The 22,475-nt window shown below is 67.9% G+C and carries 24 protein-coding genes; 7 read left to right on the top strand and 17 right to left on the bottom strand.

The window, feature by feature from the left end:
* Positions 1-146: 146 nt before the first annotated feature.
* From Y900_RS12115 to Y900_RS12100, 4 genes are read right to left on the bottom strand one after another with little or no spacing between them, the layout of a single operon-like run.
* Positions 147-989 carry an LLM class F420-dependent oxidoreductase gene (locus tag Y900_RS12115; protein WP_036342042.1) on the bottom strand — a complete coding sequence of 281 codons (843 nt, stop codon included), beginning with the start codon at positions 987-989 and terminating at the stop codon, positions 147-149.
* A gap of 37 nt (positions 990-1,026) precedes the next feature.
* A complete protein-coding gene (locus Y900_RS12110) occupies positions 1,027-1,287 on the bottom strand; it encodes a hypothetical protein (protein ID WP_036342041.1) in 261 nt (86 codons plus the stop codon).
* Between the two features lie 23 nt (positions 1,288-1,310).
* Entirely contained in the window at positions 1,311-2,954 is a 1,644-nt protein-coding gene (locus Y900_RS12105; RefSeq protein ID WP_036342040.1) for a SulP family inorganic anion transporter, read from the bottom strand.
* The gene (locus Y900_RS12100) at positions 2,951-3,328 is read right to left on the bottom strand and encodes an ArsR/SmtB family transcription factor (RefSeq protein ID WP_036346526.1); all 378 of its coding nucleotides are present in this window, start codon (positions 3,326-3,328) and stop codon (positions 2,951-2,953) included. The genes Y900_RS12105 and Y900_RS12100 overlap by 4 nt, the downstream gene beginning before the upstream one ends.
* A 109-nt stretch (positions 3,329-3,437) precedes the next feature.
* Here Y900_RS12100 and Y900_RS12095 point away from each other — a divergent pair, with 109 nt between their 5' ends.
* The gene (locus Y900_RS12095; RefSeq protein WP_036342039.1) at positions 3,438-4,442 is read left to right on the top strand and encodes a PHP domain-containing protein; all 1,005 of its coding nucleotides are present in this window, start codon (positions 3,438-3,440) and stop codon (positions 4,440-4,442) included.
* An 8-nt stretch (positions 4,443-4,450) separates the two neighbouring features.
* On the opposite strand, the gene dinB is transcribed toward Y900_RS12095, so the two are convergent.
* From dinB to Y900_RS12080, 3 genes are read right to left on the bottom strand one after another with little or no spacing between them, the layout of a single operon-like run.
* Positions 4,451-5,656 (bottom strand): DNA polymerase IV, encoded by a 1,206-nt coding sequence (gene dinB, locus Y900_RS12090; protein WP_036342038.1) that lies wholly within the window; start codon positions 5,654-5,656, stop codon positions 4,451-4,453.
* Positions 5,551-8,208: a transglycosylase/D,D-transpeptidase PonA2 gene (gene ponA2, locus Y900_RS12085; RefSeq protein ID WP_157838248.1), complete on the bottom strand. Its 2,658-nt coding sequence runs from the start codon at positions 8,206-8,208 to the stop codon at positions 5,551-5,553. The genes dinB and ponA2 overlap by 106 nt, the downstream gene beginning before the upstream one ends.
* 56 nt (positions 8,209-8,264) lie before the next feature.
* Positions 8,265-8,909 (bottom strand): TetR/AcrR family transcriptional regulator, encoded by a 645-nt coding sequence (locus Y900_RS12080; RefSeq protein ID WP_036342037.1) that lies wholly within the window; start codon positions 8,907-8,909, stop codon positions 8,265-8,267.
* Between the two features lie 77 nt (positions 8,910-8,986).
* Here Y900_RS12080 and Y900_RS12075 point away from each other — a divergent pair, with 77 nt between their 5' ends.
* Positions 8,987-10,456, top strand: a complete 1,470-nt coding sequence (locus Y900_RS12075; RefSeq protein WP_036342036.1) for a flavin-containing monooxygenase — start codon at positions 8,987-8,989, stop codon at positions 10,454-10,456.
* On the opposite strand, the gene rraA is transcribed toward Y900_RS12075, so the two are convergent.
* The 5 genes from rraA to Y900_RS12050 are packed head-to-tail and all read right to left on the bottom strand — an operon-like array spanning position 10,453 to position 13,307.
* Entirely contained in the window at positions 10,453-10,938 is a 486-nt protein-coding gene (gene rraA / locus Y900_RS12070) for a ribonuclease E activity regulator RraA (RefSeq protein ID WP_036342035.1), read from the bottom strand. The two genes, Y900_RS12075 and rraA, sit on opposite strands and share 4 nt — an antisense overlap.
* A gap of 2 nt (positions 10,939-10,940) precedes the next feature.
* Positions 10,941-11,396, bottom strand: coding sequence for a hypothetical protein (locus tag Y900_RS32385; protein WP_036342034.1), 456 nt, complete (start codon positions 11,394-11,396; stop codon positions 10,941-10,943).
* A 56-nt stretch (positions 11,397-11,452) separates the two neighbouring features.
* Complete coding sequence (locus Y900_RS12060; RefSeq protein ID WP_036342033.1) at positions 11,453-11,962, bottom strand: copper resistance CopC family protein; 510 nt, start codon at positions 11,960-11,962, stop codon at positions 11,453-11,455.
* On the bottom strand, positions 11,959-12,651 hold the full coding sequence (locus Y900_RS12055; RefSeq protein WP_036342032.1) for a YcnI family copper-binding membrane protein: 693 nt from the start codon (positions 12,649-12,651) through the stop codon (positions 11,959-11,961). The genes Y900_RS12060 and Y900_RS12055 overlap by 4 nt, the downstream gene beginning before the upstream one ends.
* A complete protein-coding gene (locus tag Y900_RS12050; protein ID WP_036342031.1) occupies positions 12,651-13,307 on the bottom strand; it encodes a DUF6474 family protein in 657 nt (218 codons plus the stop codon). Before Y900_RS12050 ends, Y900_RS12055 begins: the two co-directional genes overlap by 1 nt.
* Positions 13,308-13,477: 170 nt before the next feature.
* On the opposite strand from Y900_RS12050, the gene Y900_RS30240 reads away from it, so the two are divergent.
* The 3 genes from Y900_RS30240 to Y900_RS12035 are packed head-to-tail and all read left to right on the top strand — an operon-like array spanning position 13,478 to position 16,154.
* Complete coding sequence (locus Y900_RS30240) at positions 13,478-14,479, top strand: hypothetical protein (protein WP_131536156.1); 1,002 nt, start codon at positions 13,478-13,480, stop codon at positions 14,477-14,479.
* A 41-nt stretch (positions 14,480-14,520) separates the two neighbouring features.
* On the top strand, positions 14,521-15,012 hold the full coding sequence (locus tag Y900_RS12040; protein ID WP_036342030.1) for an ImmA/IrrE family metallo-endopeptidase: 492 nt from the start codon (positions 14,521-14,523) through the stop codon (positions 15,010-15,012).
* On the top strand, positions 15,009-16,154 hold the full coding sequence (locus Y900_RS12035) for a membrane protein (protein ID WP_036342029.1): 1,146 nt from the start codon (positions 15,009-15,011) through the stop codon (positions 16,152-16,154). Before Y900_RS12040 ends, Y900_RS12035 begins: the two co-directional genes overlap by 4 nt.
* Positions 16,155-16,198: 44 nt before the next feature.
* Here Y900_RS12035 and Y900_RS12030 read toward each other — a convergent pair whose 3' ends face one another.
* From Y900_RS12030 to Y900_RS32720, 4 genes are all read right to left on the bottom strand, one after another.
* Entirely contained in the window at positions 16,199-16,597 is a 399-nt protein-coding gene (locus tag Y900_RS12030; protein WP_036346519.1) for a hypothetical protein, read from the bottom strand.
* A gap of 325 nt (positions 16,598-16,922) precedes the next feature.
* A complete protein-coding gene (locus Y900_RS12025; RefSeq protein WP_036342028.1) occupies positions 16,923-17,711 on the bottom strand; it encodes a TMEM165/GDT1 family protein in 789 nt (262 codons plus the stop codon).
* A 297-nt stretch (positions 17,712-18,008) separates the two neighbouring features.
* Positions 18,009-18,542: a hypothetical protein gene (locus Y900_RS12020; protein ID WP_036342027.1), complete on the bottom strand. Its 534-nt coding sequence runs from the start codon at positions 18,540-18,542 to the stop codon at positions 18,009-18,011.
* Between the two features lie 145 nt (positions 18,543-18,687).
* Entirely contained in the window at positions 18,688-18,849 is a 162-nt protein-coding gene (locus tag Y900_RS32720; protein WP_192827502.1) for a hypothetical protein, read from the bottom strand.
* Positions 18,850-19,362: 513 nt separating this feature from the next.
* Here Y900_RS32720 and Y900_RS12015 point away from each other — a divergent pair.
* Both Y900_RS12015 and Y900_RS12010 read left to right on the top strand, forming a co-directional pair.
* On the top strand, positions 19,363-20,415 hold the full coding sequence (locus tag Y900_RS12015; protein ID WP_036342026.1) for a DUF4328 domain-containing protein: 1,053 nt from the start codon (positions 19,363-19,365) through the stop codon (positions 20,413-20,415).
* A 4-nt stretch (positions 20,416-20,419) separates the two neighbouring features.
* Positions 20,420-21,241: a glycerophosphodiester phosphodiesterase gene (locus Y900_RS12010; RefSeq protein WP_036342025.1), complete on the top strand. Its 822-nt coding sequence runs from the start codon at positions 20,420-20,422 to the stop codon at positions 21,239-21,241.
* Here the strand turns inward: Y900_RS12010 and Y900_RS12005 are convergent.
* On the bottom strand, positions 21,238-22,440 hold the full coding sequence (locus Y900_RS12005; RefSeq protein ID WP_420329812.1) for an LCP family protein: 1,203 nt from the start codon (positions 22,438-22,440) through the stop codon (positions 21,238-21,240). The genes Y900_RS12010 and Y900_RS12005 overlap by 4 nt on opposite strands.
* Positions 22,441-22,475: the final 35 nt, after the last annotated feature.

Below are 22,475 nucleotides of genomic sequence, written 5' to 3'. Positions count from 1 at the left end.
CCGCCACCCGGTAAGAAGCCGCGAGTGGCCAGCCAAGCACGAGCGCCTGGTCACGGCCGACGAGCTCGTCCGCTTCGGTTTCTAGCAACTGATTGCGGCAATAGTTGACGCAGGCGCAGCTTTGCCGGCCGTTACCAGGCTGTTATCTAGAGCCCTGAACTCCGGATCGCTTCGGCCAGCGGCTCGAGCACGGCCGGCGTGTGCGGCGGCGGCAGGTACACGATCGCCAGGTCCAGGCCCTCGGCCGCCAGCGCCGCGGCCTCGTCGATCGCCTTGGCGTAGTCGTGGTCCTCGCTCAGCCGGACGTGAGCGGAGGTCATGATCTCGCTCGGGTCGCGACCGATGTCCGCACAATGCGATGCCAGAACGCTGCGTTTGTGGGCGAACTCCTCAGGGGTGCCGCCGGCGAAGTTCCAGTGCTGGGCGTATTTCGCCACGATGCGAAGCGTGCGCTTCTCGCCGCTGCCGCCGATGCAGATCGGCGGGTGGGGCCGCTGCGGCCCCTTGGGCTCGTTGCGCGCGTCCTTGAGTTGGTAGTAGGCCCCGTCGAAGTTGGTGGTGTCCTGGCTCAGCAGGCCGATCAACACCTGGCAGGCTTCTTCGAAGCGGTCCAGCCGCTCTTTGACGCTGCCCAGCTCGATGCCGTACGCGCCGGATTCCTCTTCGTTCCAGCCGGCACCGATGCCGAGTTCGAGGCGACCGCCGGAGATGATGTCGACGGCGGACGCCATGTTGGCCAGCACCGCAGGATGGCGGTAGTGGATGCCGCTGACCAGGTTCCCGAGCCGTAGTCGGGTGGTGGCCTGGGCCAGGGCGGTCAGCGTGGTCCAGCCCTCCAGACAGGGGCCGCTGGAGTCCGAGAAGATCGGATAGAAGTGGTCGAAGGTCCAGCCGGAGTGGAAGACGTCGATGTCATCGGCGACCTGCCAGACGGCCAACATATCGGCCCACGTGGTGTTTTGGGGTGAGGTTTTGAAGGCGAATTGCACTGTGCCGAGCCTAGTCCGGTTAAATGACCGGCACCTGTCAGGCGGCGTCCATGCTGGTCAGTTCGCTGCGACGCACGGGCTCACGGCGTAGGGCCTTGCCGAGGACGTGGACCAGAAGCCACTGACCCAGACCGGCGATCACCAGGGGCCAGAGCGCGCCGGCGAGCAGGGCCGGACCGATCGTCACGGCGGGTGTGGTCAGTCGGCTCTGGCGCGACCAGGCGGCAAATACCATCGCACCACCCGCGACGACAGCAGCGGCGCACATGTACGCGACCACCCACTGCAGAGCTGACATGGCAAATTTGTACCCGATCGCTTTCAGGGATAAACCGCGCGGGCCACGTGGGAGCGGGCGTGGGCGATCGCGTCGTCGAGGGAATCGATCAGGTGATTCTCGTGGCGCAGCGCGTCGACGATTCCGATGTTGGCCAGCAACGCCATGTGCTCGGGTCGCACTCCCTTGATGATGACGGTGACGCCCCGCGCCTCGAGGTCTTCGGCGATCTCGGCGAGGGTGTGCGCCCCGGTTGCGTCCAGCATTCCCAGCTGGGACATCCGGATGATGACCACCGACACGTCGGGATAGTTGGTGATCGCGGTGGAGAGTCGTTCCGCGGCGCCGAAGAACATTGCGCCATCCAGTCGCAGCAGCGCGATGCGCTCGTCGCCGGGCTGAGCCGGGCCGGGCAGATCCTCGCGGACCACGCTGCTGCGCCGCGCGACCGTCCGCAGCGCGAAGAACGCGGCGATCAGGATGCCGATTTCGACCGCCTCGATCAGGTCGAAGCACACCGTGACGACTGCGGTGAGGGTGAATGCCAGCGCGTCCGAGCGGGTGGAGCCGACGATCTTGGCGACGGTGCTCAGCGAGATCATCCGAAACGACGTCACCATCAGAACACCGGCCAACGCGGACAACGGAATCGCCGCGACCGGGCCGGTGGCGAGATAGACGACGCCGAGCAACAGCAGCGAGTGCACGATGGCCGACAGCCGGGTGCGAGCTCCTGACCGCACGTTGACCGCGGTGCGGGCGATCGCGCCGGTGGCCGGCATGCCGCCGAAAAGGCCGGAGGCCATCGAGGCCAGACCCTGGCCGACGAGTTCGCGGTCCGGATCGTAGGGGCCGGTCGGCGACATGGCTGCCGCCACCCGCGCCGATAGCAGCGATTCGATGGCGGCGAGCGCGGCGATGGCCACCGCGGCGCCGAGCAGTGTGCGCAGCGCGGCGGGATCGGCGTGCGGCACCAGCGGCGCGGGCAGATGCGCAGGCAGGGTCCCGATCGTGCCCACCGGGAAGTGGAAGGCGACGACGAGCAGGGTACTGACGACGACCGCTGTCAGCGACTCGGGAATTGCCCGGTGCACGCGCGGGAGGCCGACCATGACCGCGGCGACGAACACCACGACGGCGAGGGTGCGCCATGCCGACGACCACTCGGCGCCGGCGACGACCGTCCAGGCGGCGACCGGCGTGCGTCGACCGCTGGGGGCCTCGACGCCGAACGCCGCGGGCACCTGCTGCAGGAAGATGATCGCCGCGATGCCGAGCGTGAAGCCCTCGATCACCGGCCAGGGAATGAACGTGACCGCGCGGCCGAGGCCGGTGATGCCTGCGGCCAGCACGATCGCCCCCGCCAGGACCGTGACCAGCGCGATGCTGCCGATGCCGTGCTGTGCCACGATCGGCGCGAGCACCACCGCCATGGCTCCCGTCGGCCCCGATACCTGGACATGGGACCCGCCGAAGATCGCGGCGACCACCCCCGCGATCACCGCAGTGACCAAACCGGCGCCCGCCCCGACTCCCGAGCTGATACCGAACGCCAACGCCAGCGGCAAGGCCACCACACCCACCGTGATCCCGGCGAGGATGTCGCGACGCCACGACCGGGGCAGGTCCGCGTAGTCACTCAGCCGAGGAAGCAGCCGCGACAGCTGACCGGCGGCCTTGGTGATCACTGCGGATTCCCCACCGGAGGCAACGAGTCGAAGGCCGAGAGCTGTTCGTGGCGGGCTCTGAGGGTGTCGGCAAGGAAGCCGCGCGCAGACACGAGCAGATCCCGGATCGACGGGTGGGCAAGCTCGTAGTGCACGGTATTGCGGGTTCGCTCCGCCGACACGACGTGATGGCGTTTGAGGACAGCCAGGTGCTGCGACAGCAGCGTCGGTTCGATCTCGGTGGCCGTGAGAATCTCGCTGACCGGGGTCGGCCGGTCATTGGCCGACAGGATCTCGAGCACGCGGATACGCGCGGGGTGCGCCAGCGCCTTGAAGAGGTTGGCTTTGATCTCGTAGAGCGGCCGCTCGTCGCCGCCGGGAAAATTGGTGGGCACCATGCGCCTCGAATTGATGACTTGATGGATTGAACAAAATCGCAATCAGCGTAGCGCGGCTGCGCCCCGGCGCCAAAACGCCATCACACGCGCGGGGCACACTGGAGTCATGGACCCGGTGGCCGCGCTGCGCGAGATCGCGTACTTCAAGGACCGCGCGCGCGAAGACTCCCGGCGGGTGATGGCCTACCGCAAGGCCGCCGACATCGTCGAGGCGCTGGACGAGCAGACCCGCGACCGGCACGGCCGGGCCAACAGCTGGCAGAGCCTGCCCGGCATCGGACCGAAGACGGCGAAGGTGATCGCGCAGGCCTGGGCCGGCCAGGAACCCGATGTACTGGTCGAATTGCGCGCCTCGGCTGAGGACCTCGGCGGCGGTGATATCCGTGCGGCGCTGCGGGGCGATCTGCACCTGCATTCCAATTGGTCGGACGGGTCGGCGCCGATTCCCGAGATGATGGCCGCGGCGGCCGCGCTCGGCCACGAGTACTGCGTGCTGACCGACCATTCGCCGCGACTGACCATCGCCAACGGGCTCTCGCCGGACCGGCTGCGCCATCAGCTCGACGTCATCGACGAGCTGCGAGACAAGATGGCTCCGTTCCGGATCCTCACCGGCATCGAGGTCGACATCCTCGACGACGGGACGCTGGACCAGGAGCCCGAGTTGCTGGACCGCCTCGACGTCGTCGTCGCCAGCGTGCACTCGAAGCTGGCCATGGATGAACCATCGATGACGAGGCGGATGGTTCGCGCCGTGACCAACTCGCGGGTCAACGTCCTCGGCCACTGCACGGGCCGGCTGGTCACCGGCAATCGCGGCCTGCGGCCGGAGTCGAAGTTCGACGCAGAGAAAGTGTTCGCCGCGTGCCGGGACAACAACACCGCGGTGGAGATCAATTCGCGGCCCGAGCGTCGCGACCCGCCGACCCGGCTGCTGAAACTGGCCTTGGGTATCGGCTGCGATTTCTCGATCGACACCGACGCCCACGCCCCGGGCCAGCTGGATTTCCTCGGCTATGGTGCGCAGCGCGCCGTCGACAGCGAGGTCCCGGTCGAACGGATCGTCAACACCTGGCCCGTTGAGAAGCTGTTGGCTTGGGCCGCAAGCTGATTGCCGCGCTAATCCGGCAGGTGCGGCATCTCCAGATCCGGATCCCGCCCCACCAGGACACCGCGAGTCAGTACCGCGTTGCCATACCGCCGCCGGACACGGTCGACGGCCGCGTCGAGGTCCAGCGTCTCGGGGCGCCCGCCGTCGAACGGAAGCTCCAGCTGCTGAGCGCCACTGGGATCGATATTGCTGACGGCAAAGCCGATCAGCGTGATGCCGCGCTCGGCGATCAGCGGCTCGGCGGCAGCGACCAGGTCACGGGCAGCGGCCAGGATCGGCGCGGTGGACCCGGTGGCCCTGGCCATGGTGTGCGACCGCGTGATTCGGGCGAAGTCGTCAAAACGCAAGCGCAGCACCACTGTTCGGCCGGTGCGCTGCGCTGAGCGCATCCGGCGGGTGATCCGGTCCACCAAGCCGATCACCACGGCGTCCAGCTCGCCAGGGCTGATCCGGCGCCGGCCCAGCGCGCGCTGGGCGCCCACCGAGCGGCGACGCCGGCCGGTGTCCACCCGGCGCCGATCAATGTTGCGCGACAACGAATACAGCTGCCTGCCCATTGCCGGCCCGACCATCGACGCCAGCATCGGCTCCCCGAGCTCGGCGACCTGGGCGACGGTCTCGATGCCGTACGCGTGCAACTTGTCGGCCGTCTTGGGTCCCACCCCCCACAGCCTGCGCACCGGCAGCGGGCGCAGGAATTCCAGCTCACGCTCGGGTGGCACCAGCAGCAGCCCGTCGGGTTTGGCTTCCTGGCTGGCCACCTTGGCCAGGAACTTGGTGCGCGCGATACCCACCGTGATCGGTAGCCCTACGCGGTCGCGAACTTCTTCCCGCAACCGCGCCCCGATCTGCACCGGATCGCCGGACAGCCGCTGCAGCCCGGCGACGTCGAGGAAGGCCTCGTCCACCGAGAGCGGTTCCACCAGCGGTGTGGTGTCGTGGAACACCGCGAAGACGTCGTCGCTGGCCTGGCTGTAGGCCGACATCCGGGGCGGGACGACCACGGCTGCGGGGCATAGCCGGCGGGCCTGGTGGCCGCCCATCGCGGTGCGCACCCCGTATGCCTTGGCCTCATAGCTGGCGGCCAGCACGACGCCGCCGCCGACGATCACCGGACGACCGCGCAGCGTCGGGTCATCGCGCTGCTCGACCGAGGCGTAGAACGAGTCGAGATCAGCGTGCAGGATGGTCGCCCGGCCGCCGGACACGAACATATGTTCGCATGCCGGTACGACAATTGCCTACGGCGGTCCGGGGCCGCCGGCCGGCGGCGGGGGCGGCGGTTCAGGTGCGGGCGGCGGGGCGGCGGTGGCGGGGGTTCCGGCGCCGGGGGTGGCGGCGGTGCCGGTGGCGGCCACATCGGCAGCGTGATCGGCGGCAGGCCCGGAATGTTGATGACGTTGACGTCCGGCGGCGGGGAGTCCGGCGGTGGGGGAGGAGGCGGCGGCGCCAGATCCGGCGGTGGCGCGGGCGGTATCCCGTTGCTGGTATTGATCGTGATGATCGAGCCCGGGATGGTCTTGCCTGACGGGGTGGTCCCCACGACCGTGCCCCGCGACGAGAAGCTGTTGACCGGGGTGGGGAGATCGGAGACCTGAAAACCGGCTTCCCGCAGGCGCTTCCGCGCCTCTTCAAAGCTCAGGCTGCTCACGCTCGGCACCGTGCTACCCGGTCCGCCCTCGACGTACCGCTTGTCCGTGGGCGGCAGCGCGATCGGGCCGAAGTCCTCGGCGACCGGCTTCATCGCCAGGAACCAGGTGCGCGCGGGCTCATTGCCGCCGTACAGGTTGCCGGATCCGCACTTGCGCAACGGAAACGAGCACAGTCCACCGGGATTGGTGCTGTCGTCGAAGACGTAGTTGGCGGCGGCGTAATGATTGGTGAAGCCGAGAAAGCCCGAGGAGCGGTGTGATTCGGTGGTGCCGGTCTTGCCTGACACCGGCAGGCTCCAGCCGACCGAACCTGCCGAACCGGCCGCGGTACCGCCGGTGGCGTCCTTCGACAGGGCGTTGGCCAGCGTGTTGGCCAAGCCCTCAGGAACAGCCTGCTCGCAGGCCTGCGTCTCGACGGCGACCTCGCGGCCGTGCCGATCGAAGATCTTGTCCACCGGGCTGGGCGGGCACCACGTGCCACCCGATGCCAATGTGGCTGCCACATTGGACAATTCGAGGGCATTGAGCTCGAACGGCCCAAGCGTGAACGAGCCGAGGTTCTGGCGCTTGATGAAGTCGGCCAGACTCTCGTTGCTGTCCGGCTGGTAGGCGCGCGCCGTGCCCGGCTCGGCGTAGGAGCGCAACCCCAGCTTGACCGCCATGTCCACCGCGCGCTGCACGCCGATCTGGCCGATCAATCGCGCGAACGCGGTGTTGGGTGACTGCGCCAGCGCGTCCGTCACACTCATCGGGCTGCGGTAGTTGCCTGCGTTCTTCACACACCAGGTCTCCTTGGGACAACCCGGGGTGTTACTGCTGCCCAGGCCTTTCCCCTGAAACTGCGCCGGAACTTCCAGCTGGGCGTTGGTCCCCATGCCCATATCCAGGGCGGCGGCGGTGGTGAAGATCTTGAAGATCGATCCGGCGCCGTCACCGGCCAGTGAGAACGGCTGCGGCTGGACCGTCTGACCGGCGTCGAGCTGCAGACCGTAGTTGCGGTTGTCGCCCATTGCGAGCACCTTGTGACTGGTCTTGCCCGGCTGGATCACCGACATCACGCTGGCCACCCCGTCGAGTTGCGGGCTGGCGACGGTGTCGATCGCCTTCTTCACGCTGTTCTGGACCTTCGGGTCCAAGGTGGTGCGTATCAGGTAGCCGTTGCGGGCCACGTCGTCCTTGGACAGACCCGCTCGCGCGAGATACTGCAGCACGTAGTCGCAAAAGAACCCGCGGTCGCCGGCGGCGATGCAGCCCTGCGGTAGTGAGTTCGGCTGCGGCAAGACGCCCAGCGGCGCCTCACGGGCCGCGCGCAACTCCTTGGCCCGGTCCGGCAGGTTCTCGATCATCGTGTCGAGAACCACGTTGCGGCGGGCCAGCGCCGCCTCGGGGTTGGTGTAGGGATTCAGCGCGTTGGTCGACTGCACGATGCCGGCCAGCAGCGCGGCCTGCTGCCAGTCCAGGTCTGCCGAGTTGATCCCGAAATACGTCTTGGCCGCATCCTGCACCCCGTAGGCGCCATTGCCGAAGTAGACCAGGTTCAGGTACCTGGTCAGGATCTCGGGCTTGGAGATCGCCCGGTCCAGGGCCAGCGCCATCCGGATCTCGCGCAACTTGCGCGCCGGCGTGGTCTCGACGGCCGCCCGCCGCTCGGCGTCGGTCTGCGCGTTGACCAAGAGGTTGTAGTTCTTGATGTACTGCTGCTCGATCGTCGACCCACCTCGGGTGTCGAGGTCGCCCCTCAGATAGCCGACCAGACCGGTCAGGGTGCCCTGGACGTCGACGCCGTTGTGGTCGGCGAAGCGCTTGTCTTCGATCGAAACGATCGCCAGCTTCATCGTGTCGGCGATCCGGTCGCTGGGCACCGGCCACCGGCGTTGGGCATAGATCCAGGCGATCGGGTTCCCGGCGGCGTCCACCATCGTCGAGACCGTGGGCACCTCGCCCTGCATTAACTGCGCGGAATCCTGCGCCGCCACGTCGGAGGCGTGGTTCACCACGATGCCCGCGCCACCGGCCAGTGGAAACAACATGGCCGCCACCAACACACCGGCCAGCACGCAGTACAACGCGAGCTTGCCAACGGTGGCACCCCTCGATGGGTGTGGCTCCGACATGCCGCCAGACTAGGGCCAGCCACTTCGGCGGTGAATTCGAATATGCGAAGCCGGAATCAAACCGAGTCCGGGGCCCCGCCGTAAATGCTGGTGATCCAGATGTGGACGACGGTTTCCAGGGCGGCGTCCTCGGCCAGCGTCGGCTGTTGGGTGCCCTGGGCGGCGACCACGACCCGCTCGTTCATCAGGTTTAGCGCCGTGGCGAGATCCCGCGCCGGGATGGTGTCGGGTGCGGCGCCGCGCTCCCGTTCCCGCGTGATCAGTGCTGCCGTGTAGTCGATCCAGCCGGTCATGAAGCTCGCCCACACCTCACGGAGTTCGGTGTTGGTGGCCATGACGCCGAGCCCGGCAAGCACCACCGCCCGGTTCGGGCGCAGGGAATCGAAAAAGGCGTAGATACCGTCACGCCAGGCCTGCTGCGGCTGCCCGGGGACGTCGGCGCTCTGCTGCTGTTCGGCGCCGGAAGCGGTGATCGCCCGGGTGAACAGCCGCACGAGCACCGCGTCCTTGGACGCGAAGTAGAAGTAGAACGTCGGTCGGGACAGGCCGGCGCCCTTGGCGAGTTCGTCCACCGAGATCTCGGCGAACGGCCGCTCGGTCAGCATCTCCTCGAGCGTGCGCAGGATGGCCGCTTCGCGATCGTCACCGGATGGGCGGGCGGCGCGGCGCCCGCGAATGCGGGCCGGGCGGACAGCTGGCACGAGCTCTACTTTACAGCGTGTTGATTTTCTCGACAGACTGTTGACCTATTCAACACCGTGTTGATAACGTCGCCGCCATGACTGAACACGTCGATGTGGTGATCGTGGGAGCCGGCATCTCCGGCATCAGCGCCGCCTGGCATCTGAAGGACCGCTGCCCCGGCACGAGCTTTCTGATTCTGGAGCGCCGCGAGAATCTGGGCGGCACGTGGGATCTGTTCAAGTACCCCGGGATCCGGTCGGACTCCGACATGTTCACCCTGGGCTTCCGGTTCAAGCCGTGGACATCGGAGAAGTCGATCGCCGACGGGCCGTCGATCATGTCGTATCTGAAGGAGACGGTGCACGAGTACGGCATCGACAAGCACATCCGCTTTCGCAACCGGGTGGAGCGCGCCGAGTGGTCCAGCGCCGACAACCTGTGGACGGTCCGGGTGGAAGCCGATGGCGAACAGAAGGACATCACCTGCTCGTTCCTGTTCGCGTGCAGCGGCTACTACAACTACGACGAGGGCTACTCGCCGCAGTTCCCCGGCGCCGACGAGTTCACCGGCACGATTGTTCACCCCCAGCACTGGCCGGAAAATCTGAATTACACCGGCAAGCGGATCGTCGTCATCGGCAGCGGTGCCACTGCCGTGACTCTCATTCCTGCCCTTGCCAATTCGGGAGCCGAACACGTCACGATGCTGCAGCGTTCACCCACCTACATCGGGTCGCTGCCCGACATCGACCCGTTCGCGGTACGGATGAACAAGCTGCTGCCCGCCAAACCCGCCTACGTGGCCAACCGGTGGAAGAGCATTGTGTTCCAGTCCATGCAATACCGGCTGGCGCGGCGATTCCCCAACTTCATGCGCAAGCAGTTGATGACGATGGCGAAGCGCCGGTTGCCCGAAAACTACGACGTGAACAAGCATTTCGGCCCGAGTTACAGAGTGTGGGACGAGCGACTGTGCCTGGCGCCCAACGGCGATCTGTTCCGCACGATCCGCAAGGGCCGGGCCGAGGTGGTGACCGATACCATCGAGCGATTCACGCCGACGGGGATCATGCTTGCGTCCGGCCAGGAGCTGGCGGCCGACATCATTGTCACCGCAACGGGTTTGAACCTCCAGTTGTTCGGCGGCGCCGAGATCGCCATGGACGGTGAGGCGCTGGATCTGAACACCACGATGGCGTACAAGGGCATGATGCTCTCCGGCGTGCCCAACATGGCGTTCACCATCGGCTACACCAATGCGTCGTGGACGCTCAAGGCCGATCTGGTGTCCGAATTCGTCTGCCGTGTCCTCAATTACATGGATGCCAACGGATACGACCGGGTGGCTCCGAGTCAGCCGTCGGCCGATATCGAGGAACGGCCGCTGATGGACTTCACGCCGGGCTACGTCTTGCGGGCGCTGGATCGGTTGCCCAAGGCGGGCTCCCGCGCACCCTGGCGGCTCAAGCAGAACTACCTGCTGGACCTGCGACTGATCCGGCACGGCAAAGTCGCCGACGAAGCGCTGAGCTTCACCAAAAACCTTGTCGCAGTCAGTGTTTAGTCCGCGGCGGAGGTGACGACGATCCCGTCGTCGTCGCTGTAGGCGATCTCGCCGGGGGTGAAGGTGACGCCCCCGAAGCTGACCGGAACATCACGCTCACCGTCGCCGGTTTTGGTGCTCTTGCGCGGATTGGTGCCCAGTGCCTTGATGCCGATCTCGAGGGTTCGCAGCGTAGATGCGTCGCGGACCGCACCGTGCACGATGAGACCGGCCCAGCCGTTGGAGCGACCCAGCTCGGCGATCACGTCCCCGACGAGGGCGGTGTGCACCGAGGCTTTACCGTCGATCACCAGGACCCGACCGTCGCCGGGTTCGGAGAGCACCGACTTCAGCAGCGCGTTGTCTTCGAAGCAGCGCACCGTGCTGATCGGCCCGGCGAATTCGGTACAAGCGCCGAACTGCCGGAACTGCACGTCGCAGCTGCGGACGTCCGGGCCGATGTCGTCGACCAGATCGGCGGTCGGACGGAAGGTTACCGCCACGCTCACTCCGCGTTCCGCTGGCGCAACCTGCGCACCAGCAGGGCGATCAGCACCGTCGCGGCGAAGGCCACCGCGAACGGCAGCGGCGAGCGCGAGGATTCCGGTGCCGGCACGATGGCCGGGGTGGAAACCGGGTCGGTGGCCTGCTCGACGGACGACTTGGCGCTGTACGCCGCGGCCCGTGCGCCCTCGGTAAGCGGCGCGGAGCCGTTCCCCCCGACGGTCGTGGCTGGTTCGGCAACCGGCGGTGGTGGCGGTGGGGCCACCTTCTTCGCCGGGGCCTTCTTGGCCGGCGCGGCAGCCTTCGCGGGCGCCTTCTTCGCCGGGGCCTTCTTCACCGCCTTCTTGGCAGGCGCCTTTTTGGCCGGCTGCTTCTTGGCGGCGGCCGATTCCGGAGGCTGCGGTCCCGGCGGCGTGGGGCCGCGACCCTCGTCGGGCAGGTCCTGCGCGTCTGCCATCAGGTGCGCTCCTCTTCAATCACTCGTGGCCGGCAGTGGCACCCATCATGCCAGGGTCAGGTTCGGCGAAGCCGCGACCAGATCACCCCGAGGGCGATGACCGCCACGGCACCGACGATGAACGGCCAGACCGGCAGCGCGCGGTCCGCAGATGGTGTCGACGCCGTCGCCGATGGGCCCGGTGAGCCGCTGCCCGCGACGGTCATGGTGAACGCCCAGGAACCGGACACCACGTGGCCGTCGGCCGAGGTCACTCGGTAGTTCACGGTGTAGGACCCGGCCGGGCCGAGTGGACGCACCCCGACGCTGACCGTGGCGCCCTGCACCTGCGGGGTCCCGTCGGACCACAGGTTGCCGTCGGGGCCCACGACGGTCATCGCGGCGAAATCGCCCTGCAGCCGTTCGTTGAAGGTGGCGGTGATGCGCGTCGGTGCCGTGGCCAGCGTCGCGTCCGGTGCCGGGTCGGCGGACACCCGCACGGCGTGCGCCCAGGCCACCGCCGTTCCGCCCATCGCCATCGCGGTGATCAGCAACGCCGTGGCGACCAACCGCCGCAGCGCGGTCATGTCCGCCGGCGGGCCAGTGCGACGCCGACGCCGATCGCGGCCACCAGTAGCGCTCCGCCGGCCAATGCGCGCGCGGTGTTGTCGGCACCACCCTGCCTCGGGGCCTGCGCGTCGGCCGCGGGAGCGGCGCTCACCGAAGGACTCGCGGTCCCCGTTGGGGTCGCGTGATGCTCCGCCGGCTCGTGCGGGCCGGCGGCCAGCGGCAAGACCGGAGCGGGATAGTCGGGCTCGCCGCCGCCGGGCAGTGGCGGCTGGTCCCAGTTCACTTGCGTGCCGTCGGCGTAGGTCTGAGCCACGGGGAACGACACCGAATCGGCGTCTGGCAGTTTGATCGACAGCGGAAACAGTTCGAACTGGCTGGCGCCGATACCCGCGTTGGGCGCCGCGGTGAACGTCACGGATCGATACGCACCGCTGGCCGGGTCGCGGTCCAGGGTGGCGGTCCAGCCCGCCATCACATCGGTGCTCGCTGATGCGACCCCGGGCAGCGTGATCGTGACTTTCGTTGTCGGAACGCCTTTTTCGGACTCGTTGGGAACCTGGAAGGTCACCAGCGCGTAGTCGCCGCGCACGGCGTGATCGGCGGTGACATGGACGTGCGCGCCGGCCGTCGCGGCGACCGTCCACGAGCTCAGGGTCAGAAGGGCGGCCAGGGCCAGCGCACGGGTCACCACCCGATGGCGCGCCATCACAGCACGCCGAGGCGCGCCATCAGATCGGCGTCGATTCCGTCGAGCTGTTCGGCGATCGCGGCGTGTGCATCGCGGCGGCGTTGCCCCGGCATGTTCTCCGCGGCCGGGATGGCCGCCGACAGGGCATTGAGCCGTTCGGTCATCGCCGCGACGAACTGTTTGGTCTCGGCGTCCTTCGGCTTCTTCTCGGCAACCATCCGCAGTGAGTTCTCCGCCCCGGCGATGCGGGCCGACAACTGGCCGCCCTGACCGGAGAACTGTCCGAGCTGGCTCAGCGGGACGCCGAGCCGGTCGGCGCGCCGCTCATCGATGACACCGCGGGCCGCGATCGCGGCGCGGTAGGCCACCGGGACGATGACCGGGGCCAGCAGCCGGGACACCGTCAGCGCCCGCCGTACCCGGGTGGGCGACAGAAGTTTGCCCTCGCGGACCGCCTTTAGTTGCGCCTCGGCCACTTTCACCGCCGCACGATCGGAGTCGCGGGCGGCCTTCAGCTGCGCCTTGAGCACCTTGTTCTCGGAGCGCTCGGCGGCTTTGATGCGGCGGACCTCGTTGCGCGCCGACAGCTTGGCCTCGAGCTTGGCGCGGGCCTTGATCGCACGAGCCTCCGCGCGGCGCGTCGCACGGCTTTTGCGCTTGGTGAACAGGCCCATACCTGATGCCTCCCGAGTAGGTCGTCGGCGATCGGCGAGACGCGCTCGCGATCGGGTCAGCTAACCCTATCGCCCGGCTCAACGGGGCCTATCACGACCTGCGGATATGCCACAATGATCGCGAACCGTCCGACGCGGCGCCGACCTGCACCGCTAACTCGAGGAACGTCGTGAACCGCTCGCCGAAGGGTGCCGCAGCTATTAGCTGGGTGATCGCCTGCGGTTTGCTCTGCGGTGGCGGGTCCATGCTCGCGGCGACGCCGGCCGCCGGCAGCCCGAGCACGGTCGGTAGCAGCGACGGCGAGCAAGGGACGCAGCCCGGCCCGGACAGCAACATCTCGCCGAACGGCAGGCCGGACAGCGGCCGTCGACACAACGGGCCGCACAAACCACGCGGCAGCGGCATCGACCGGACGACCGGCAGCCTCGCGTCCGGCCCCCGCCGGGTCCTCATCCCGGCCGGTCAAATCCCCGGCGGCAGTTGGCATCCCGGCGATCCCGGTGGGCCGTCGAGCTGGCCGTGTCTGCCGCTACCGCATTTCCCGCCGATCGTGCTGCCGCCGCTACCCCCGCTACCCCCGCTGCCGCCGTTGCATTGGCCTCGGGCTGCGATTGGAGACGGGGTCGGCGTCGCGGCGCCGCCGAGTGCGCGGATCGCACCGCCGCCCGAGGCCGGTGGCGGCGGTGGCGGCAGCGGGGGCCTGATCGACGCCGCGCCGCGGACGATTCCGCCGCCCTCGGAGCCGGGTCAGCCGGGTGAGCCGCCTGTGGTCAGCGCCGAGAGCGGCGCGGCGGGAGCGAGCGGATTGACACCGCCACCCATCACGATGCCGCCGCTGATCGGACTGCCTCCGGTGCTCGAGGTGCCGCTGCGTCCGGTCGGTCCGGGTTCCGAGCCAGGCCCGCGAAGCGGCCCCGGGAGGGATACCTCGTCACCGCGTGAGCGGCCACCCGCCACGTCTGCGGGAGCCGGTACAGAAGCGCCGCCGTCGTCTAGGGTTGGCTATCCGAAATACCTCCAAGATGCCAAGATCGGCGAGGTCGCGGCGGTAGCCTTACCCGGTTTCGCCGGGCTCCTCGCTCTCACCGGACTCGGCGGATTTCTCGGATACCGCCAAGCGAAGGCCGGCCATCTCGTACGGGCCGCCGGGACGACGCGGTTCATGCAATAGCGCAGTTCGCATCGCAACCCGCCGTCGGGGAAGGGGACGAGATGTCGGCCAGTCGCCGCGTCACGACTGCGGTCAACGACGTCCTTGACCTCGCGCCCCGCCGGGGGGAGATATCCCTGACCCGGCTGGTGGCAGCCGTCAGCGCCGACCGGGGCCGTCCCATCGAGGTCACGATGGCCGACCTGCCGCCCGGGGTGTGCGGTCAGTGGCGCCAATACGCCGATCACGACGTGTTCATGATCCAGAACGGGCTGCCGACCTGGGACCGCACGCTGGCCCACGAACTCGGCCATCTCGTGCTCGGGCACTACGGCATACCGGTCACCGAAGCCGCCCGCGACGTCGCCGAGCTGGCCAGCGACGATCTCATCGGCTACATGCTCAACCAGCGCACGGGGTGCATGGGGCCCGGGGGAGAGGACATCGAGCAGGAGGCCGAGGATTTCGCCGCTCTGCTGTTGTACCGACTGGGCCGGTCGCCGTCGGATCGGTCGTCGATCGTGCAAGTTCGCCTCGGAGAGGCGTTTGGTTGATCGTTTGGTTGATCGCCGGTCTGCTCGGGATGGCAACCGGCCTGCGCATCGGGTGGGCACTGGTCAACAAGCAGTCGGTGGTGAGCTCCGCGATGATCCTCGCCCTGGGCAGCCTGGCTGCGGTCGCCGCGTTGAACTGGCCACCGCTGACGCTATTGATCGACAGCGCCCTGCACTGGTCCAACATCTCCATCGGGTTGAGCCAGCTGGCCCTGATCGGCTGCGCGGCCGGCAGCTGCGTGATGATCACCAGCGTCGCGTCGACGCGCAGCCCCGCCGCCGTCCGCCGGATCGCCGCCGTCCAGTACGCCGTGGCCGCGGTGATCGGTGTCGCCAGCCTGGTGCTGTTCTTCCTGTCCGGGCAGCAGCCGGAGATGTCGCCGGAGGAGTATCTCGGGCGCAATCTCGGGTCGACCAACACCTCGTTGCCGTGGCTGTTGCCGCTGCTGTACGTGATGCTGGCCTTCACGCTCGTGCTGTGGGCGGGCATGCGCCACTCGAATAGGACCCGCCGCGGTCGAGCACTGTTCGTCTTCACCCTCGGCATCGCACTGCTGGTGGCGGCTACCGCGTTCTTCCTCATCCGCGCGGTGGGCACCTCGCGGCTGGTCAGCGTGGGCACCGCGGCGACGCTGCTGGGCGCGGCAATGGCGATCGTGGCGGCCGGGTCGCTGTTGCCCGCGATCGAGGACTGGTTCGGTGGGCGGCGCGAACTACGTCTCATCGACCCCCTGCTGACCGAACTGGAGCGGCGGCAGCCAGAAGTCGGGATCGGTGAACGGCCGCGCGGGCCACTGGTTTTCCGGGTGGCCGAGCGGTTGTCGCTGATCTCCGACGCGCTGTACATGGAAGCCACCATGGCCGAGCACCTGCGCGCCGGTGGGCCGGACGCCGCGACGGTGGACGTGCTTGCTGATGTCCAGCGCACCGGCGTCAGTCCCGACGCGCAGGCGATGGCGATCGCGAAATGGATCCACGCCGGCCGACGCACACCGCGCGTGGCGCGGCCCGCGGGTCAAGGGAAATTCCCCGGAATGAGCTGGCTCGGGCAGCCCGAAAGCTATTCGGACAGGGAATGGATCCTCGAAATCGCACGGCAGTACCGCGCGCTGGAGCAGCGCAAGCCAACTGTTGAGCTGTGAAAGAAATCTAACGTTGCCGACTATCCCGTTCAGGGAGCAGCGGGCTAATCGTCGAGGTGTTCCCGGCGACGCAGCTCGTCGACCTTGGTCACGATGTCCTGCTGGGCCTCCGGAGACAGCCCGACGGTACGCGCGGCAATGCGACGCACACCCTCGTCACGCATGTTGGCCAGCCAGGTCAGTTCCTTGTCGAGCTTCTCGTAGTACTCGTCGTCGGTGAAGTAGGCCGGCTTGATACGGAAGAAGTTGGCAAGCGCCGTCATTGTGGTGGACGACGGGTTAGTCCGGTTGCCTGAACGCAGCTGAGACAGGTAGGGAGCCGACATCGTGATGCCCTCGGACTTCAGTGCGGCGATGACTTCCGCGGAGGTATGCGGACCCCGGCCGGGCGGATACACCGTGTCGAACAGGCGATTCAGTCGCGCCGAGAACGTCGTGCTCATCTTCTTGACCTCCACATGCGCCAGGAGCTGTCGTTTCCGTTGGCTTATTTGCTGATCATCGTAGCGACACATCCGCCGACAACCAAGTGCAAACTACTAGATAATTGACGCACGCGTGGTTTTTCCGAGATGCGGCAAACATCTACGCCGGAGTTTCGCGTGGTGAGCGCGTACTCGGAGCGGGGCGTTAGGCAAAGAAACGCAAGGTTGGGCGCATTTTGGCACAGCGCGTGATCGGTAATCGCTCAGTCAAGAACCTGAGAGTACCCTGAGCAACTGCGCCTGGAGTGGGCAGTTGCCGAAAACCGCTTTGCTGTAAGTGCGGTTATGCAGGCTCGTCGGAAGGCTTCGGCGCCGCTGCCCGGCCACCGTCACCGCCCACCGACGACGGCGCCGACTCGGGGGCGTCCTCAGGAGCCGGTGCCACCTGGGGTGCCGGCCGCAGGGCGGCGGGGCGCAGACGGGGCGGTAGCGCCCGCAGTGCGGCTGCGGCCAGCGCGACCACCGCGACTGATATCGCGCCGATGACGATGCCGGATGCCGCCGGGAACGCGCCCTCGATCAGCATCGACACGCCGAACACGAGGAACAGCGCTGCCGCGCCGAGCTGGATCAACCGCTCGGGAAGGTGCTTGCCGGCCAGGGCGCCGACCAGGATTGCCAGCGCGTCGGCGGCCACCATGCCGATAGTGGATCCGATCCAGACGCCGACCCAGTCGTTGTCGGCGGCGAGGGTGATCGTCGCGAGCATCGTCTTGTCGCCGAGCTCGGCCAGCAGGAACGCGGACGTCACGGCGAAGAAAGCCGGTGCGCTGTTGCGTTGGGCCTTGCTGGCCTCGTCCTCGGAGAGCTTGTCGCCACGCAGCGTCCACAGGCCGAACAAGACGAAGGCGACGCCGGCGAGGATGCCCAGCAGGTGCGTCGGCAGGGCCGCGCCCAGGTAGTGTCCGACGGCGACCGAGATCAGGTGCACCGCTGTGGTCGCCACGGTGATGCCGGACAGCACCACCCACCAGCGATGGCGCAGTGCGAACGTCATAGCCATCAACTGCGACTTGTCGCCCAACTCGGCGACGAAGATGACGGCGAAACTCAGGATCAGAGCGGCAAGCACCCGAGACTCCTCGGTCGGGTGGCTGTCGTCAGGGGCGGTACAGATGCCTCCGGCCGACAACCACTAACGGTCTAACGGCCGAAGGTCTCGCCCACCGGAAACGTACGCCGGCCGGACAACCGGGCCCGCGATGTGCGCCAGGCCAGTATGTCGATTGTCCGATTGGGGGCTACTCCCCTTCGCTGGCGCCAACTCTACGTGCAGCGACGCACCACCCGCAACTCGTGTTTCGCGAAAGCCCAACCGCAGCAATAAATTTGGGGCACCGTGCCGGAAAGTTCGGGTACCCTCACAACTCTAAGCGGCCAGCAACATCGCCAGGATCGCCGTGTCCGGATGGCTGATCGGGTCTACGCCGACGCGGCTGACCATGCCGGTGATCGTGCCGTCGGATTCCGCCTCCACCCAGGCGGCGCGGTGTTCCAACCCCAGATGCGGAATGCCAGGCAGCAGAACGCACCCCGACGCTGCACCCGTGCATTCCGGTAGCGACGGCGTGGTCTCCGAGGGAGGATGCAGCATCAGCAGTGCCGGCGGCTGACGTTCAGCGAAATGTCCTGGCGGAACGGCGGATTCACCGACCACTGTGCCCTCGGCGAGCACCAGGCCGACGGTGCCCGGCTGCGGCTTGTCGGGGAGCTCCTCCCTGACGCCGAAAATCGTTGTCGTGGAGAGCAATCCGGGCAGAGAGGCGACGCGGACCGCGACCATCAGAAGCTGGGCCCACTCCTTGGTGGAGTTGGGCCAGCGGCCGGAAACCACAAACCCCTTGAGGGCACCACGGGAATGAAATGGGGCGACTTCGACCGAACGCCCGGAACCATTTTCCATCTCGCCTCCGCGACACTCGGTATGCCAGTGCGACTCGACAGTGGGTCGGTTCGATTCAGGATGCGGTACGTCACGGTTGGCACGCAAGCGGACACGAGTGCTAACGAGAGAAATCGCCGCGGGATGCAAACGCCCGGGCGCGGGCTCAGAACAGAACGATGAGGGCGAGGATGCCCAGCAGCACGAGAGCGATGACTCCGGCCCGCAACGCGGCCAGCATGTACGAGCGGTTACAGGTCGCAGACGGGGCGTACCAATGCGACTGCTGCGACCCGGACTGAGCCCGGAATGGCTGCTGATATGCCATCACACCGTCCTGACCAGCATGTTCAACTACCGCCCCTAGTGAAAATCGTCACAGGTTAACTGTGAGCGCGATCATAACCCCATCTGTAGCTGTAGGAAAATTGGCCCACCGCCTTGACCAGCGCGCAGAAATTTTTGGTTTACGGTTTCGCGGCGCGGGGTATTGAAGATCACAGTCAGCGCGAAGGTGTCGGCGTGTCGTTCGGCGCGTCGCGGCCCTTCATCGGACGGTTAGCGTGCCAACCGATTTCGCTCGCGCGTAACCAAGTTGTTGATCAGGGCGCTCTACGACCGCGCTGTTATCCACAGATACTGCCCGTCTCCATGGCGAGAAGGTGCGCTCAACGCCCATTAACCGGGGTAGAGCGCTGTGGATAAACCTGTGGAAACTGTGGATAGCCGATCATTGCTGCACGTCCCGAAAGGCCGTACCTGCACTGCGTGCCACAATTCCGGCTCGGCGACGGCCCGCCGGTCGCTCCGACTTGCGCTCGCGCTCGCTAGGCTGGTCCGCGTGATTCAGGTGTGCTCCCAATGCGGAACGCGGTGGAACGTGCGCGACCGCCAGCGCGCCTGGTGCCCACGCTGCAATGGCGCCCTGATGGCACCGACCGGTCCGCCGGATCCTCGCTGGAGCCCGGGCGCCACCGCACATCCGCCGACGCGCAGTCCCGCACCACAGACCGGTGCGTCGCGTCTGCCGTCAGGATTCCGCTGGATAGCGGTCCGGCCCGGGCCGCCCCCGCCCCCGCGCCGTCGTCGTCGCCACCTCGGACCGACGCCCCGGTACGCCTACATCCCGCGCTGGAGTCTCGCCGACAACCTTGCGCAGGCCCCCCTGGAAGGCGAGTCCACCGCGAAAGAGGGGCCGGCACTCCTCACCGTCCGCGCCGCGCTCCTGTCGGCGATCGCCATCTTCGGCCTGGCCGCCGCGATCCACATCGTCCGTTACGTGTTGCTGTTGATCAATCGGACGACGCTGCTGCCCCCGCTGGTTGCCGGCGCGGCGCTGTGGCTCGGCGTGTTGCTCAGTCTGGCCGCCATCGTGTCGGTGATCCTGACCGCGGCTGTCCTGGCGTGGTGGTTGATCACCCGCCGCGCGGCGGTCTATACCCACCTGGGGCAGGACGACCCGCGGCCGGCCTGGGCGCTGTGGGTCGGCACCCTGGTGCCGATCGTCAATCTGGTGTGGGCGCCGGTGTACGTCATCGAACTTGCCCACGCCGAACAGTCGGAGGCTCGGCTGCGTGGACCGATCGCGGCGTGGTGGATCACGTGGGTGCTGTCGACCGCGGTATCGATCTTCGGCATCGCCACCAGTTTCACCACCAAGCCGCAGGGAATCGCCGACAACACCGTGACGGTCGTCATCGCCTATCTGCTGGGTGCAGCGGTGCTGGTGTTGTTGTGGCAGGTGTTCAACGCGTTCGTGCGCAAGCCCGTCGAACGGCCGCTGCACCGGTGGGTGATGGTCGGACAAGGACAGCCAAGCACCGATCAGCCGGGGCCCGTCGAATCGGAAATGTCCCCAGCGGTTGAGTCCGACCAACGGGAACCGGCAGCATAGGCGTATGCACTCGGCCGGCGATCCGCACGGCGGGCACCCGTTCGTGGTGGCCCACCGGGGCGCGTCGGCCGATTGTCCCGAGCACACCTTGGCCGCCTATGAACTCGCCCTGGCCGAAGGTGCCGACGGAGTCGAGTGCGACGTCCGCCTGACTCGCGACGGTCATCTGGTCTGCGTGCACGACCGCCGGGTGGATCGCACCTCGACCGGTACCGGCCTGGTCAGCGAGATGACACTCGCTGAACTCAAACGGCTGGACTGGGGTGCCTGGCACAGCAGCGCCGTCGCCGAGAACCCGCCGGAGGGAACCGGGCTGCTCACCCTCGATGACCTGGTCCGGCTGGTTCTGGACTGGAACCGGCCGGTGAAGATGTTCATCGAGACCAAACATCCGGTGCGTTATGGCGGTTTGGTGGAGAGCAAGGTGCTGGCGCTGCTGCATCGCTATGGCATCGCCGCCCCGGCCTCCGCCGATCTGTCCCGCGCGGTGGTGATGTCGTTCTCGGCCGCGGCGGTCTGGCGGATCCGCCGTGCCGCACCGCTGCTACCGACGGTGCTGCTGGGGGAGACGTCGCGTTATCTGGGCGGCAGCGCCGCCACGACAGTCGGGGCCACCGCCGTCGGCCCGTCCATCACCACGCTGCGCGAGCATCCCGAACTCGTCGACCGCGCGGCCGCCCAGGGCCGGGCCATGTACTGCTGGACCGTCGACCACTACGAGGACGTCGGGTACTGTCGCGACCTCGGCGTCGGCTGGATCGCCACGAACCATCCAGGGCGGACCAAAGCCTGGCTGCAGAACCCGCTGGCAGTGCCCGGCGACTAGGGCTGACTGTCGAGCACCGATTTCGGGATGGCCGAATCGGTGCGCAACGCCTGGAACAGCTGGCCGGCGGCGTCGGAATCCCACACCACCACCGAGCCGACTTCGTTTCCGGTGAACTCACCGATCGGCACCGTGATCGCGGTGGTCGAGCCGTGCAGCGCCCAGCCCAGCTGAGCCAGATCCCAGACGTGGTCACCGGTGTCGACAGTCAGCGACCCGACCGCGGCGTCCGGCACCGAGTACCAGCGCCACGGATTGAGCCACACCAGAGGACTGCTCGCCCGGTGCATCACTGCAGCCATGAACTCGCGCTGATGGACCATCCGGTCCAGGTCGGCACGTGGCGTCGCGCGGGTGCGTACATAGCCCAGCGCCTTGCTCCCGTCGAGGGTCTGGCAGCCTGCGGGCAACGTGATCCCGGCCAGCGGATCATCGATCGGGTTGGCCGGGCACACGTCGACACCGCCGAGCGCGTCGACCAACACGGCGAAACCGTCGAAACCCACTTCGGCGTAGTGGTCGAGGTGCAGCCCCGTCGCTTCTTCGACGGTCTGCGCCAGCAGCGGCGCGCCGCCCTCGGCGAAGGCGGCGTTGATCTTGTCCTTGCCGTGGCCGGGAATGTTCACGTAGGAGTCCCGCGGCAGCGACACCATCGTCGTCGGTCCGCCGGAGCCCAACGCCGGGATGTGAACCACGAGGATCGTGTCGGTCCGCCCGTTGCCGACGTCCCCGCCGGTGGCCAGCTGGGCTTGTTGCTCGGGAGTCAGACCGGCCCGGCTGTCGGACCCGACCAGCAGCCACGTGGTGCCCGAACCCACTGCCGGCCGGTCGGCGTAGTCGAACACAGTGACCCGGTGCAGTGAGGTGTCGATCCAGACGGCACCGCCGACGAGTCCGCCGACCAGGAGGAGGACGACGACGATCAGCGTGGCGAAAATCCTTCGGCCCCAGCGCTTCTTGCGTTTCGGTGGCGCCTTTGCCGCCGGTGGTGGAACCGGTGGCCGCGCTGGCGGCGGTGGTGGTGGCGGCGGAGGTCGCCGAGGTGAGGGCGGCGGGGGCGTGGCCTGGCGCTGAGGTGGTTGACGGGGCGGGGGCGCAGGCGGCGGCGCCTGGCGCGACGGCGGTGGTGGTGGCCGATAGCCGGGATCGCGGCGGATCACCTCGGAGGGCTCGCGGCGCGGCGGTGTGGCACGCGGTATCCGCTCGGTCGGCGGATCCGGCGCGGGGCGCCGTC

It is taken from the genome of Mycolicibacterium aromaticivorans JS19b1 = JCM 16368, from assembly GCF_000559085.1.
Taxonomy (GTDB): domain Bacteria; phylum Actinomycetota; class Actinomycetes; order Mycobacteriales; family Mycobacteriaceae; genus Mycobacterium; species Mycobacterium aromaticivorans.
Note: the sequence above shows the minus strand (reverse complement) of the source record. Positions and strands in the feature narration are given on the sequence as shown.